Genomic DNA, 12,982 nt, shown 5'->3' on the forward strand with positions numbered 1-12,982 from the left:
AGGAGCGCCCGCATGACCGAGATCCGTACCCTTCCGGCATCGACGGGCAGCTACCTGCCCGCAGGCCGGACCCTGCTGGCGCTGCTGATCGTGCTGGCGCTGGGAGGACCGGTGGCCGTTCTGGCCGAAGCCCGGTCACCGCTGGCTGAGAGCCTCTCGCCTTACCTGCGCCTCCACGCGGATGACCCGGTACGCTGGCGCGACTGGAGTCCGGAGCTGCTCGACGAGGCGCGGGCCACCGGCCGTCCGCTGCTGATTTCCAGCGGCTACTATGCCTGCCACTGGTGCCATGTGATGCACGAGGAGAGTTTCAAGGACACGGGTATCGCCGATCGGCTGAACCGGGACTTCATCCCGGTGAAGATCGACCGCGAGTTGCACGGAGCGCTCGACCATTACCTGCTCGAGTTTCTGCGGGCGACCCGAGGCAGCGCCGGTTGGCCGCTGAACGTCGTGGTGTTGCCGACCGGCGATGCGCTGACCGGCGTGGTGTACGCGCCCCGTGACGACTTCGCGGCATTCCTGGACCGAATCAGTGCGCGCGTGAGCGCCGAGCGCGAGGCACTGACCGCGCTCGCACGGGAGGGACGCGTGGAACTGATCGCGCGGATGCGCGCGGGCGAAGAGCCGCTGTCGGCCTCCCGGGCGGCGCGGTTGCCGCAGGCGCTCTGGGCCGCGATGGAGCGCGACGCGGATCTGCTCGGCGGTGGTTTCGGGACGCAGTCGAAGTTTCCCCGTGCACCTGCCCTGGCGGCGCTGCTGCAGGCCCGCGACCAGGGCAACGCGCCACCGTGGGCCGACGAGTTTCTCGCGGTGACACTCGACGAGATGGCGCGGGCCGGCCTGCGCGATGTGATCGGCGGCGGTTTCTTCCGCTACTCGGAAACGCCGGATTGGGGCCGGCCGCACTTCGAGATCATGCTCGACGATCAGGCCCAACTGGCGCGTCTCTATCTGCGCGCCGGTCTTTCCTTCGATCGGCCGGACTGGATCCGTGTCGGTCGCGAGACACTGCAGTTCGTGTTGCGCGAGATGGCGTTGGATGCACCGGCGGCCTACGCATCCGGGCTCTCGGCGCTGGATGGTGACGGGCGCGAGGGCGGGGTGTATTTGTGGACCCCGGAACAGGTCGAAGCGGCACTCGCCGGACATCCCGAACCAGCGCTGGTCACGATTTACTTCGGGCTGGAGGGGGTTCCGACCTTCGACCATGGCCACCTGCCGATGCGCCAGGTAACGGTGGCGGAACTGGCCGGGCGCTTCGACCTGACCGCGGCCGAGGCCGCTGAGCAGCTCGAGCAGGGGCGTGCCCAGTTGCTCGAGGCTCGCGGCACCCGCGGCCGTCCGCGTGACGACAAGCAGGTGACCGGGTTGCACGGGCTGTTGTTGTCGGCGCTGGCCGAGGAGGCGGGGGAGCCTGCGTTCGCTGGCGCGGGCAGCGCGCTTGCGCAGCGCCTGCGCGAGCAGGCACGGCCCCCGCAGGACCTTTCCCGGCTTCTGGATGCCCCGGCCGATGTTGCCGGCGCGGCCGAACTCGCGGACTACGCCTGGCTTGCGCAGGGGCTGCACGACTGGGCGCGTGCCACTGGAGAGGAAGGCGTCGAAAAGGTCGTGATCCCGTTGCTGGAGACGGCCTGGGAAACCTTCGCCGACCCGCACGGCTGGCGTGCCGCGCGCGATCAACCGCTGCCCGGGATGGTGTCCCGGCGTTTCCATCCCGGCGTGCACGAGCCATCGCCCACCACGACGCTGCTGGCGCTGACGCGCAGCTACCGCGAGCAAAGCGAAACGCTGAACGAGCGGCTGGCGGCGTTCGACCCGCGGCCCGGTCGCGAGATCGAGGCCGAACCGATGCCGCATGCGGGCCTGATCCTGCTCGTCGCCAGCGACGACTGAGCCGACGATGGGGTCGCAGCGTTTGCCGGGGCTCGCGCATCCGGTGCCGCGTCCCGCTGCGGGAAGCGGCTGGTGCGCGGCGGGGACGTGCACCGGCGCCGGGGCTGCGGGATAATCGCGGCCGATTTCAAAGAAGGACAGAACGGCATGACGACCTCCGTCGAGGCCGGGATCGGCGACGAATTCCTGGAACGATTCAACGGCGGCTTCACCGGCATTCTGCACTGGCATCAGCTGGACGCCCTGTGGGAGCGCTTGCGGGCGCAGCTGGACGGCACCTGGCACGTCTACGCGATTGGCGAGCCACCGCCGGTCCGGCCGGTCAGCGCCGCGGAACTCGACCGTTTCATCCACGAGGTGGACACCCTGCTGCGCGCGGAACACGAAGAGGACTACTGCGGTGTGGTCTACGTCGATTCCACCGACGCGCCACGTCTGGTGAAGATCTTCGATCCCAACAATCTCGGCTCGAGCTGCGGCTCCTCCGGGCTGCGGGTGTTGCCGGGCTGGGTGCTGTCGCGCGACACTCCGGTCGACCTGGAAGCCGCGATGCCGCCCACCCGCAGCCGCCGCCGCTGGTGGCAGGCCTTGTTCCCCGCGTGAGCCGCGTTCAGCCCTCGATCCGGCGCAGGCACTCCAGGTAGGCGTTTTCGTCCGGCATCGAACCGGCCCGCTGCGCTTCCCAGAGCGCCTGCCCCAGGCATTCGAGCATCCGGTGCTCCGCCTCCATCACGCCGAGGTGCCGGCCCAGGCGCCGGTGGATCTCGCGGATGCCCGCGGGGCGGTCGGTTGCCGCCTGTTCGCGGATGCTCAGGTGCATGGCCAGATGCAGGAACGGGTTGCTCTGCCCTGCCTCGGGGGGGAACTCGGCCTGCAGTGCCTGCTCGGGATCCGCGAGCAGGTCGTGGTACTCGGGGTGCTCGCGGATGATCTGTGCGAGCTGCGCGTCGAGGCCATCCAGCGGCCGACCGTCGCGGGCCTTCGCCCAGGCTTCGATGAACTGCCGGCGGAGCTGGTCCCGGTTGCCGAACATGTTGCCTCCTGATCGTGCAGGCGTAGGGTGCCGGCTGGCCTAGGCGGCAGGCGCCTCGGCCGGCGTCTTGTCCCGGAATTCGCAGAGATCGACGATCACGCAACGGCCGCAGAGCGGGCGCCGGGCCCGGCAGGTGTAGCGGCCGTGCAGGATCAGCCAGTGATGTGCATCCTTGCGGAACTCGGCCGGCGTGAACCGCAACAGCTTGCGCTCGACTTCGAGCGGTGTCTTGCCCGGTGCCAGGCCGGTCCGGTTCGCGACCCGGAAGATGTGGGTGTCCACCGCGATCGTGGGTTCGCCGAACGCGGTGTTCAACACCACGTTCGCGGTCTTGCGGCCTACCCCGGGAAGGGCCTCCAGCGCCGCGCGGTCCCGTGGCACTTCGCCGCCATGATCGCGCAGCAGGATCTCCGCGGTTTTCAGGATGTTCTCGGCCTTGCTGTTGTACAGCCCGATCGTGCGGATATGCGACTTCAGCCCGTCGAGCCCCAGGCGCAGCAATGCCTCGGGGGTGTTCGCGACGGCGAACAGCCCGCGCGTTGCGCGATTCACGCCGACGTCGGTCGCCTGCGCCGACAGGATCACCGCCACCAGCAGCTCGAACGGGCTGCGGTACTCGAGTTCCGTCGTGGGTGCCGGGTTGTGTTCGCGCAGGCGCTCGTAGATCGCGCGCCGCTTTGCGGCGTTCATGGCTCCCTCGGCGCGGCGCCGGAACAGGGGAAACATCCTGACATGCCATTCTCCTGCGTTCGGACTTGCGTCCGTGTCGCTCAGGTCGCGGATTCCGCAGGCCGGGGTTCCGGTGCCGGCGATCCCGCCGGTTTCTGCTCCAGACGCGAATCGATCAGGTTCTTCAGCGCGATCAGCAGGCCCATCGCGAGAAATGCGCCGGGCGGCAGCAACGCGAGCAGAAACCCGTGTTCCTCGGGGAAGATTTCGATGCGCAGTCCGCGCCCCCATTCCCCGAACAGCAGATGGGCGTTGGCGAGCAGGCTGCCCTGGCCGACGACCTCGCGCAATGCCCCGATCGCAACCAGCACGCCGGTGAAGCCGACGCCCATCGCGAGCCCGTCCAGCGCCGCGCGTGGCACCGAGTTGCGCGAGGCGAAGGCTTCTGCGCGGCCGATGATCGCGCAGTTGGTCACGATCAGCGGGATGAAGATGCCGAGCACCAGGAACAGGCCATGGAAGTAGGCGTTCATCACCAGCTCGATTGCGGTGACCACCGATGCGATGATCAACACGTAGACCGGGATCCGGATTTCCGGGCGCACGTATTCGCGCAGCAGCGAGACCAGCGAATTCGACAGCACCAACGTGGCGATGGTCGCGATGCCGAGCCCGAGTGCGTTGACCACCGTGCCGGAGATCGCCAGCAATGGGCACAGTCCCAGAAGCTGCACCAGTCCCGGGTTGTTGGTCCAAAGTCCTTCGCGGAGGATATCGGTATAGCGCTCGTTCATGGCGGGGTCGTCTCGATCGGGTGCTGAACGGGAGCCGCGCCCGGCGGCTCGGCGGCGCCTGCCGGCGTCATCGGATCGGTTCCGTTCCCCGGTTCGAGCGGCTGCGGCTCGGCGGGACGCTCCGGAGGCGGGGTCGCCAGCAATGCGTCGCCGTGCTCCTGGAAATATAGCAGGGCGTCGCGCACGGCGGTCACGACCGCACGCGGGGTGATGGTGGCGCCGGTGAACTGGTCGAAGATGCCGCCGTCGCGACGCACCCGCCAAAGGTCCAGCGGCGGGTTCTCCACCGACCGACCCCGGAAACCCAGGATCCAGTCCGAACGGTCGGCCTCGATGTCGTCGCCGAGGCCCGGGGTTTCGCGGTGCTGCGTGACCCGGACCCCCAGCACGTTGCCGCCGGTATCCAGACCGACCAGCAGATGGATGTTGCCGCTGTAGCCCTGCGCGCTGACTGCCGACAGCACCAGGCCCACCACCTCGTCGCCCCGGCGTGCGAACCAGACCGGAAGATCCTTGCCGCCGAGGAGAGGATGGCTCACCGTCGCGTGGTCGCCGACCGGATCGTTGTCGTAGTCGAGGCTCTCCAGCACGTCGGCGATGCGCATGCGCGTGACCGCGATCCGGTTCTCGGCAATCCGGGCCTCGGTGCCCGAATGGACCCAGGCCACCAGACCCGTGCCGGCAGCGGCGAACAGGCCCAGCAGCACGGTGGTGATGATCACGTCCCGGGCAACGATCCTAGCCATGCCGGTCCCGCGAGTGCCCGAAGATTCGGGGGCGCGTGTAATGATCGAGCGTGGGCGCGACCATGTTCATCAGCAGCACCGCGAACGCGACCGCGTCGGGGTACCCGCCCCAGGTTCGGATCACATAGGTCAGCAGGCCGATCCCGGCACCGTACAGGATCCGTCCGAGCGGGGTGGTCGCGGCCGACACCGGGTCGGTGGCGATGAAAAACGCGCCGATGATCGCCGCGCCGCTGAATACGTGGAAGGTCGGCGACGCGAACTGATCGGGATCGATGACCCAGAAGATTCCCGCCGTGGTCGCCAGCGTCAGCAGCATCGCGACCGGAATGTGCCAGGTGATCACGCGCCGGTACAGCAGCCAGAGCCCGCCCAGCAGGAACAGGTTCCCGGTCCATTCCCAGCCGGTTTCGGAAAAGGACCCGAACACCGGGCTGCGGGTCACCTCGCTCACGGTCTGGCCGGACACCAGGCCGTCGCGCATCAGGTCCAGCGGCGACGCCCGGGTAATCGCATCCCACTCCATGCCGTCCGGCAGGCGGCCGGTCAGCGAGGTCTGCAGCGTCTGCAGCAGCGTCATCGACCCGTGCAGCAGGCCTTCGGGTGCGGGCCAGAGCGAGATCTCGCGAGGGAACGAAACCAGCACCACGACGTATCCGACCATCGCCGGGTTGAACGGGTTGTAGCCGAGTCCCCCGTAGAGGTGCTTCGCGACCACGATCGCGAACGCGGTGCCGGTGAGCAGCACCCAGAATGGCGCCAGCGGCGGAATCGCGAGTGCGAACAGCCACCCGGCAAGAATGGCGCTGGAATCCGCCAGCGTTGCTCCGACCGGGCGCCGGCGCAGCGCCACCATCAACGCCTCGAAGCCGACCGCAAACAGCACGCTCAGCATCACGTTGACCAATACCCCCCAGCCGAAGAACCAGGTCATCGCCAGCGTGCCGGGGATCAGCGCGTAGAGCACCTGGCGCATCACGCCGCCCACGCTGTGGCCGGGAATCAGGTGCGGGGACGTGCGGGTATCGAAGCGCATCAGCTGTCGGGCCTTCCGTTGTCCGCCGGATTCTCACCGGTCTGGGCGGCCTTCTTCGCGCGCGCCCGTTCCAGCGCGGCATCGATCGCTGCCTTCTTCTCGCCTTTGGGGGCCTGTTTCGCGACCGCGGCTTTCTTGCGCGCGAGCCGTTCGGCCTTCTCCTGTTCCTCGCGCTGCTGGCGCAGCTGCCGGAATTCGAAGCGCTCGCGGGCGAGGTCGGCTTTCTGGCGCTCCTTCTCGCGCGCCCAGATTTCGTTCTTTGCGAAGCGATAATACTGCACCAGCGGAATGTTGCTGGGGCAGACCTGCGCGCAGCAGCCGCACTCGATGCAGTCGAACAGGCCGTATTCCTGGATCGCGTCGAAGTTCTTGCACTTCGCGAACCAGTACATCTGTTGCGGCAGCAGGTTGGCCGGACAGACCTGGGTACACTCGCCGCAGCGGATGCAGGGCATCAGCGGTCCCGGCTCCGGCGTATCCTGGGGTCGCGTCACCAGCAGGCAGTTGGTGCCCTTGATCACCGGCACTGCGTCGTCGCCGACCGCGAAGCCCATCATCGGGCCGCCCATCACCAGCCGGTTCACCTCGGGTGCATAGCCGCCGGCTGCGGCAACCAGGTCGGCGAACGGGGTTCCGATCAGCGCCTCGACGTTGCGCGGTTCGCGCACGCCGGGGCCGGTCACGGTCACGATCCGCGAAATCAGCGGTCGGCCGTCCAACACCGCGTCCGCCACGGCCTTCAGCGTGCCGGGGTTGTGGCAGACGATGCCCAGGTCCGCCGGCAGGCCGGCGCTGGGCACCTCGCGCCCGGTCAGCACCCGGATCAGCTGGCGTTCGCCGCCGGTAGGGTAGATGCTCGGAATCGCCACCACTTGAATCCGGCTGCGATCGTCGCTGGAGAGGGCGTCGCGCAAGGCGCGCAGGGCGTCGGGCTTGTTGTCCTCGACCGCGAACAGCACCTGCTCCACGCCGAGCAGGTGCGCGACGATGCGTACGCCGGCCAGCACGGCCTCGGTGCGCTCGCGCATCAGGGTGTCGTCGCAACTGATGTAGGGCTCGCACTCGGCGCCGTTGACCACCAGCGTGTGGATGGTTTTTCCGGGCCGCGGGTTCAGCTTCACTGCGGTCGGGAAGGCGGCGCCGCCGAGCCCCACGATGCCGGCATCACGGATGCGTTCGCGCAGGCTGCGGGCATCGTGTTCCTGCCAGTCCGGCCAGGCCGGCAGCCGGTCGTCGTGCCAGCGATCTTCGCCGTCGGTTTCGATCACGATGCAGGGCGCGGAGAGACCGGACGGGTGCGGCACTGGATGGTCCGCGATCTCGCGCACCCGGCCCGATGTCGGCGCATGCAGGTGGGCGGCAATGTAGTCGCTGGCCTGCCCGATTCGCTGGCCCTTCAGCACCGTATCGCCGGGACCGACCACGGGCTCGGCAGGTTCGCCGATATGCTGGGTCAGCGGCAGGTACAGGACCGGCGGAATGTCCAGCGTCAGCAGGCGGCGGGTGGTGCTTTCGGTCTTGTGGTCCGGCAGCGTGAGGCCGCCGTGAAAACGGTGCAGGTGCATGGATCGCATTCTAGCAGCCCAAGTCCGACAGGCTGCTAGGGGAATCGCGCCGTCAGGCGGATTCCCTCCCGGCCTCGGCGGACCTGCGCGAGGGCCGCGGCGCCTCGATCGGCGAGGGGGACGGCTGCGCCCAGCGCCAGTCCCGGATGTCGCGGTGCAGCGGGACCATCTCGATGCAGTCCACCGGGCAGGGTTCCAGGCACAACTCGCAGCCGGTGCATTCGCTCTCGATCACGGTATGCATCTGCTTCGCCGCGCCGACGATCGCGTCCACCGGGCAGGCCTGGATGCACAGCGTGCAGCCGATGCAGGTGTTCTCGTCGATAACCGCGACGGCCTTTTCGCGCGCCTCGGCCTCCAGCGGCTTCGGGTCGCGGCCGAGCAGGTCGGCCAGCGCCAACACCGTGGCCTCGCCGCCCGGCGGACAGTGGTTGATGTCCGCCTGGTTCCCGGCGATGGCCTCGGCGTACGGCCGGCAGCCGGGATAGCCGCACTGCCCGCACTGGGTCTGCGGCAGCAGCGCGTCGACCTGGTCCGCGATCGGATCCCCTTCGACGCGGAAGCGCTGCGCGGAATAGCCCAGGATCAACCCGAAGGCGGTGGCGAGGCCGGCGATGGTCAGGATGGCGGCGAGCATCGCTAGAGGCGCACCAGCCCGTAGAAGCCCATGAACCCGAGTGACATCAGGCCGGCAGTGATCATCGCGATGGCGCTGCCGCGGAACGGAGCGGGAACGTCGGCGGCGGCGATGCGCTCGCGGATCGCGGAGAACAGGATCAGCACGATGGAAAAGCCCACCGCAGCGCCGAAACCGTACAGAGCCGATTCGACGAACCCGTGCGCTTCCTGCACGTTCAACAGCGCGACGCCGAGCACTGCGCAGTTAGTGGTGATCAGCGGCAGAAAGATGCCCAGCACGTTATAGAGCAGCGGGCTGGTCTTGTGCACGACCATTTCGGTGAACTGGACCACCGCAGCGATCACCAGGATGAAGGCGATCGTGCGCAGGTATTCGAGCCCCAGCGGGATCAGCAGGTATTCGTTGATCAGGTAGCTGCTCACCGCCGACAGCGTCAGCACGAAGGTGGTAGCCAGGCCCATTCCGGTCGCCGTCTCCACTTTCCGGGACACGCCCATGAACGGGCACAGGCCCAGAAACTTCACGAGCACGAAGTTGTTGACCAGGATCGTGCTGATGAGGATCAGGGCATATTCCACGGCAATTCCGAGTGGGTAGCTCAACAATAGTATCGGCCAGCCCGCAGGCCGGGCTCAACCCGGCGTCCTGCGTGCCTATTCCGGGATTGCCCCGGGAGTCCAAGGGGATGGCCACCCTGGCCCCGCACCGGTAGGTGCTGCCCGGGGTCTCGCTCCGGGCGCTACCCGTGATTCTAATGCATCGGGTCGGCGCGGAGGTCCAGTTCCGTGAAGTCGGCGGCGGTTCGATGGTTCCCGACCGGCCCGTGCATGCCCTCGCGCAGCACGGCAGCCGTTGCCATGCGAACCTGTGCCGCAGCATCCAATTCCTCGGGGAGGTCCGACAGGAACAGAATCCGCTCCGGCAGAAGGTCGATCTCGGCAGCAATGCGGCGGTAGCTGTCGGCGTCGCGCTTGCCCCCGATTCGGGTGTCGAAGTGCCCGGAGAACAGCGGGGTCAGGTCGCCTGCCGCGGTGTGTGCAAACAGCAGCTTCTGGGCGTGGACCGACCCCGACGAGAACGCGTACAGGCGAATCCCGGCCTGTGCCCAGCGCTGCAGGCTTTCGGGAACATCGGGATAAACGTGTCCGTGGAAGTGGCCCTGGCGATAGCCGTTTTCCCAGATCAGGCCCTGCAGGCTCTTCAGCGGCGTGATTTTCTGATCGGCCACGATCCATGCCCGCATCCGCTCGACCAGCGCGTCGTCGTCCAGGTCGCCACCGGCATAGGCGCGCGCATCTGCCAGCAGCCGGGCGACCTCGGGCACGTTCCGGTGCCTGCGCACGTAGTCCCCGAGGTGCTCGGCCGCATACGGAAACAGCGTGTCGTGGACAAACGAGAGGCTGGTCGTGGTGCCCTCGATGTCCAGCAGCACCGCACGAATCACGACATCGGTCCGGGGGGCTGGCCCCGTGTCGGAAAGCGCCGGATGATGCCGGCCGGGTCGGCAACGCGGGCGCACGGGTGCGGGTCGGTGTCCGGGTATGCGTGGAGCGTGGTCATGGGCTCAGCCTCCTGGAGAGGATCTCGCACTCGAACAGGAACTCGAAGGCCTCGACGTGCTGCACTGCCGCTTCCACCGAGCGCCCCCAGGTGTAGAGCCCGTGGCCGCTGACCAGGTAGCCGGAGACGCCGGGGTGCCGGTTCATGTGGTCGTCCACCTGGGCGGCCAGCTGTGGCACGTCGTGGGTATTGGGGAACACCGGGACATGCAGCGAGGTCTCGTCGGACGTGATTGCGGGAAACGCTTTGAGCACCACGTAGTCGCTCAGCGTGAGGCCGTAGGGGAGCAGCCGGGACAGCACCGTCGCGTTTGCCGAGTGGGTATGCAACACCGCCCCGATGCTCGGGTCGCGCCGGTACATGATGATATGCAGGAAGGTTTCGGCGGACGGCGTCTTTCCGGGCGACAGGATGTTGCCCTCGAGATCGACCACCATGAACCCGCTGTCGTCCAGATGCCCCTTGTGGCGCCCGGAGACGGTGATCACGATCTGCTCCTCGTTCAGGCGCGCGGAGAAGTTTCCGGCGGTTGCGGGCACCCATCCGCGCTGCGCAAACAGCCGGCCGGCGTCGGCGAGAAGCCGCACCTGCGCCTTGTATTCCAGGGAATCTTCAATCATGCATATGCCGGAAAAAGGCAGAAGCTTACGCGAGCCCGGGACGTAAGAAAACACTCACCCGCAGCCGGCCAACCCCGCAGCGGCGCGGAAACGCCGCAAATCGCAGCGCGGCCCGGCGTTGCCCATACCGATTTCCGCATCCGGGTCGTCACACGGCTCGATTCGGAACCCTACTTCACGCGCATGCCGGGTTGGGCACCCTCGTCGGGGGCGAGCAGGAACAGATCCCCGCCGCCCGGGCCGGCTGCGAGCACCATCCCCTCGGAAACGCCGAAGCGCATCTTCCGCGGTGCCAGGTTCGCGACCATCACCGTCAGCCGGCCCTCGAGATCCTCGGGCCGGTACGCCGAGCGGATGCCGGCGAACACCTGGCGACGCTCCGTGCCCAGGTCCAGCGTCAGGCGCAGCAACTTGTCCGCGCCTTCGACGTATTCGGCGGCTGCGATGCGGGCGATCCGCAGGTCGACCCTGGCGAAGGTTTCGAAATCGATGGTGTCGGCAATCGGGTCCATGGCGGAAGCCTCTTCGGCGCGGGGTGGGGATGTGGGTGCCGTCGGTGCCAGACTGGAACTCGAGGCCGCCAGCAGTCCCTCGACCGCAGCCGGCTCGATCCGGGTCATCAGGGGTTGATAGGGCTGGATGCGGCCGCCGGTCAGCGGCTGTGTGCGCGACGCCCAGTCGAGTTCGGCGCGGTTCAGGAACGTGCCGGCGCGGGTCGCCAGCCGCGGCAGTACCGGTGCCAGATAGATCACCAGGATCCGGAACAGGTCCAGCCCCTGGGTGCAGATCGCCTGCACCTCGTCGGCGCGCTCGGGGTCCTTTGCCAGCACCCAGGGCCGGGCCTCGTCGATGTACTGGTTGGCCTGGTCGGCCAGCGCCATGATCTGGCGCATCGCCTGGGCGTATTCGCGGGCTTCGTAGAGTGCCGCAATCTCGTCGCCTGCCGCCGCGAACTGCGCGTGCAGGTCGGGGCGGGGCAGGGTGTCGGCGAGCTTCCCGTCGAAGCGCTTGGTCAGGAATCCCGCGCAGCGGCTGGCGATGTTCACCACCTTGCCGACCAGGTCGGCGTTCACGCGCTGCACGAAGTCGTCCAGATTCAGGTCGATGTCGTCGACGCCGGCCCCGAGCTTGGCCGCGAAGTAGTAGCGCAGCGCCTCGGGGTTCAGGTGGTCGAGGTAGTCGCGGGCGCGGATGAAGGTGCCGCGGGACTTGGACATCTTCTGGCCGTTCACGGTCAGGAAGCCGTGGCAGAACACCGCGGTCGGTGTGCGGAAGCCCGCGCCGTGCAGCATCGCCGGCCAGAACAGCGTGTGGAAGTAGGCGATGTCCTTGCCGATGAAGTGGTACAGCTCGGTGTCTGAATCCGGGCCCCACCAGGCGTCGAAATCGAGGCCCTTCAGTTGCGCGTAGGCCTGGAAGCTGGCCATATAGCCGATCGGCGCGTCGAGCCAGACATAGAAGAACTTGCCCGGCGCGTCGGGGATCTCGAAACCGAAGTAGGGCGCGTCGCGCGAGATGTCCCAGTCCGCGAGGCCGGCCTCGAACCACTCGTTCAGCTTGTTGCGGATCGCGCTCTGCAGGCGCCCGGAGCCGGTCCAGTCGCGCAGGTAGTCCTCGAAGTCGGCGAGGCGGAAGAAGTAATGCTCGGAATCGCGCGCGACCGGCCGGGCCCCGCTGATCGCCGAGACCGGGTCGATCAGGTCCGTCGGGCTGTAGGTCGCGCCGCAGACTTCGCAGGAATCCCCGTACTGGTCGGCTGCGCCGCAGCGCGGGCAGCTGCCCTTGATGAAACGGTCGGGCAGGAACATCCCCGCCTCGGGGTCGTAGGCCTGTTGAATCGTGCGCACCGAGATGTGGCCGCCAGCCTTCAGGCCCTCGTAGATCCGGGTTGCGCAGGAGCGGTTCTCTTCCGAGTGCGTGCTGTGGTAGTGATCGAAGCCGACCAGGAACTCGGCGAAATCGGCCTCGTGCTCGGTGCGGACCCGCGCGATCAGTTCCTCAGGCTCGATACCTTCGGCGCGGGCCTTCAGCATGATCGGCGTGCCGTGGGCGTCGTCGGCGCAGACGTAGATCGCCTCGTGGCCGCGGGCGCGCTGGAAGCGGGCCCAGATGTCGGTCTGGATGTACTCGACCAGGTGTCCCAGGTGGATCGGGCCGTTCGCGTACGGCAGCGCACTGGTGATCAGGATCCGGCGCGGGGTTGGGGGATCTACGGGCGTCATCGCGGGGGGCTGATCCTTAGGTGGAAGCGGGCGGGCGCTGAGCGCAGCCCGATATTTTCGGGGCTGCGTGCCGTCTTGTCGAGGCGTGGGTTTGCGGTGCCCCGTTCCGGCCTGGGGTTGTGCCCGTCGGACCCCGATTTTGCCCCGGCCTGTGCGTGATTTGGCGGCGCCCTTGACGCCCGGTACTATGCGCGTCCTAAA

Annotated in this window: 13 protein-coding genes; 2 read left to right on the plus strand and 11 right to left on the minus strand. The window is 67.9% G+C overall.

The genetic code is table 11. The features are described 5' to 3' along the window. Positions 1-12 precede the first annotated feature (12 nt). Together THITH_RS04200 and THITH_RS04205 are read left to right on the plus strand one after the other, a co-directional pair. Complete coding sequence (locus THITH_RS04200) at positions 13-1,896, plus strand: thioredoxin domain-containing protein (RefSeq protein WP_006749101.1); 1,884 nt, start codon at positions 13-15, stop codon at positions 1,894-1,896. Positions 1,897-2,043: 147 nt separating this feature from the next. Next, positions 2,044-2,499 carry a hypothetical protein gene (locus THITH_RS04205; protein ID WP_006749100.1) on the plus strand — a complete coding sequence of 152 codons (456 nt, stop codon included), beginning with the start codon at positions 2,044-2,046 and terminating at the stop codon, positions 2,497-2,499. Positions 2,500-2,506: 7 nt separating this feature from the next. On the opposite strand, the gene THITH_RS04210 is transcribed toward THITH_RS04205, so the two are convergent. The 11 genes from THITH_RS04210 to metG all read right to left on the minus strand — a co-directional run bounded on the left by THITH_RS04210 (position 2,507) and on the right by metG (position 12,781). Then, complete coding sequence (locus tag THITH_RS04210) at positions 2,507-2,929, minus strand: DUF1841 family protein (protein ID WP_006749099.1); 423 nt, start codon at positions 2,927-2,929, stop codon at positions 2,507-2,509. A 39-nt stretch (positions 2,930-2,968) separates the two neighbouring features. Beyond that, the gene (nth, locus tag THITH_RS04215) at positions 2,969-3,619 is read right to left on the minus strand and encodes an endonuclease III (protein WP_006749098.1); all 651 of its coding nucleotides are present in this window, start codon (positions 3,617-3,619) and stop codon (positions 2,969-2,971) included. An 80-nt stretch (positions 3,620-3,699) separates the two neighbouring features. Continuing rightward, a complete protein-coding gene (locus THITH_RS04220; RefSeq protein ID WP_006749097.1) occupies positions 3,700-4,392 on the minus strand; it encodes an electron transport complex subunit E in 693 nt (230 codons plus the stop codon). Then, positions 4,389-5,138 carry an electron transport complex subunit RsxG gene (gene rsxG, locus THITH_RS04225; protein WP_006749096.1) on the minus strand — a complete coding sequence of 250 codons (750 nt, stop codon included), beginning with the start codon at positions 5,136-5,138 and terminating at the stop codon, positions 4,389-4,391. The genes THITH_RS04220 and rsxG overlap by 4 nt, the downstream gene beginning before the upstream one ends. Next, positions 5,131-6,174: an electron transport complex subunit RsxD gene (rsxD, locus tag THITH_RS04230; protein WP_006749095.1), complete on the minus strand. Its 1,044-nt coding sequence runs from the start codon at positions 6,172-6,174 to the stop codon at positions 5,131-5,133. Before rsxD ends, rsxG begins: the two co-directional genes overlap by 8 nt. Continuing rightward, a complete protein-coding gene (rsxC, locus tag THITH_RS04235) occupies positions 6,174-7,739 on the minus strand; it encodes an electron transport complex subunit RsxC (RefSeq protein ID WP_025367268.1) in 1,566 nt (521 codons plus the stop codon). Before rsxC ends, rsxD begins: the two co-directional genes overlap by 1 nt. Before the next feature lie 52 nt (positions 7,740-7,791). Further along, positions 7,792-8,376: an electron transport complex subunit RsxB gene (rsxB, locus tag THITH_RS04240; protein ID WP_006749093.1), complete on the minus strand. Its 585-nt coding sequence runs from the start codon at positions 8,374-8,376 to the stop codon at positions 7,792-7,794. Between the two features lie 2 nt (positions 8,377-8,378). After that, positions 8,379-8,957 carry an electron transport complex subunit RsxA gene (gene rsxA, locus THITH_RS04245; RefSeq protein ID WP_006749092.1) on the minus strand — a complete coding sequence of 193 codons (579 nt, stop codon included), beginning with the start codon at positions 8,955-8,957 and terminating at the stop codon, positions 8,379-8,381. Positions 8,958-9,130: 173 nt separating this feature from the next. Then, positions 9,131-9,823 carry an acireductone synthase gene (mtnC, locus tag THITH_RS04250; protein WP_006749091.1) on the minus strand — a complete coding sequence of 231 codons (693 nt, stop codon included), beginning with the start codon at positions 9,821-9,823 and terminating at the stop codon, positions 9,131-9,133. 112 nt (positions 9,824-9,935) lie between these two features. Next, positions 9,936-10,556 (minus strand): methylthioribulose 1-phosphate dehydratase, encoded by a 621-nt coding sequence (locus THITH_RS04255; protein ID WP_025367269.1) that lies wholly within the window; start codon positions 10,554-10,556, stop codon positions 9,936-9,938. Positions 10,557-10,729: 173 nt separating this feature from the next. Further along, positions 10,730-12,781, minus strand: a complete 2,052-nt coding sequence (gene metG / locus THITH_RS04260; protein ID WP_006749088.1) for a methionine--tRNA ligase — start codon at positions 12,779-12,781, stop codon at positions 10,730-10,732. Positions 12,782-12,982 lie beyond the last annotated feature (201 nt).

The organism is Thioalkalivibrio paradoxus ARh 1, assembly GCF_000227685.2.
GTDB lineage: Bacteria > Pseudomonadota > Gammaproteobacteria > Ectothiorhodospirales > Ectothiorhodospiraceae > Thioalkalivibrio > Thioalkalivibrio paradoxus.

Bases quoted from the DNA above. Each gene is read 5' to 3' on its own strand.
- metG (WP_006749088.1), bottom strand. From the start codon at position 12,781: ATGACGCCCGTAGATCCCCCAACCCCGCGCCGGATCCTGATCACCAGT.
- rsxC (WP_025367268.1), bottom strand. From the start codon at position 7,739: ATGCACCTGCACCGTTTTCACGGCGGCCTCACGCTGCCGGACCACAAG.
- rsxB (WP_006749093.1), bottom strand. From the start codon at position 8,376: ATGCTCGCCGCCATCCTGACCATCGCCGGCCTCGCCACCGCCTTCGGG.
- nth (WP_006749098.1), bottom strand. From the start codon at position 3,619: ATGAACGCCGCAAAGCGGCGCGCGATCTACGAGCGCCTGCGCGAACAC.
- THITH_RS04220 (WP_006749097.1), bottom strand. From the start codon at position 4,392: ATGAACGAGCGCTATACCGATATCCTCCGCGAAGGACTTTGGACCAAC.
- THITH_RS04200 (WP_006749101.1), top strand. From the start codon at position 13: ATGACCGAGATCCGTACCCTTCCGGCATCGACGGGCAGCTACCTGCCC.
- rsxG (WP_006749096.1), bottom strand. From the start codon at position 5,138: ATGGCTAGGATCGTTGCCCGGGACGTGATCATCACCACCGTGCTGCTG.
- THITH_RS04210 (WP_006749099.1), bottom strand. From the start codon at position 2,929: ATGTTCGGCAACCGGGACCAGCTCCGCCGGCAGTTCATCGAAGCCTGG.
- THITH_RS04205 (WP_006749100.1), top strand. From the start codon at position 2,044: ATGACGACCTCCGTCGAGGCCGGGATCGGCGACGAATTCCTGGAACGA.
- rsxD (WP_006749095.1), bottom strand. From the start codon at position 6,174: ATGCGCTTCGATACCCGCACGTCCCCGCACCTGATTCCCGGCCACAGC.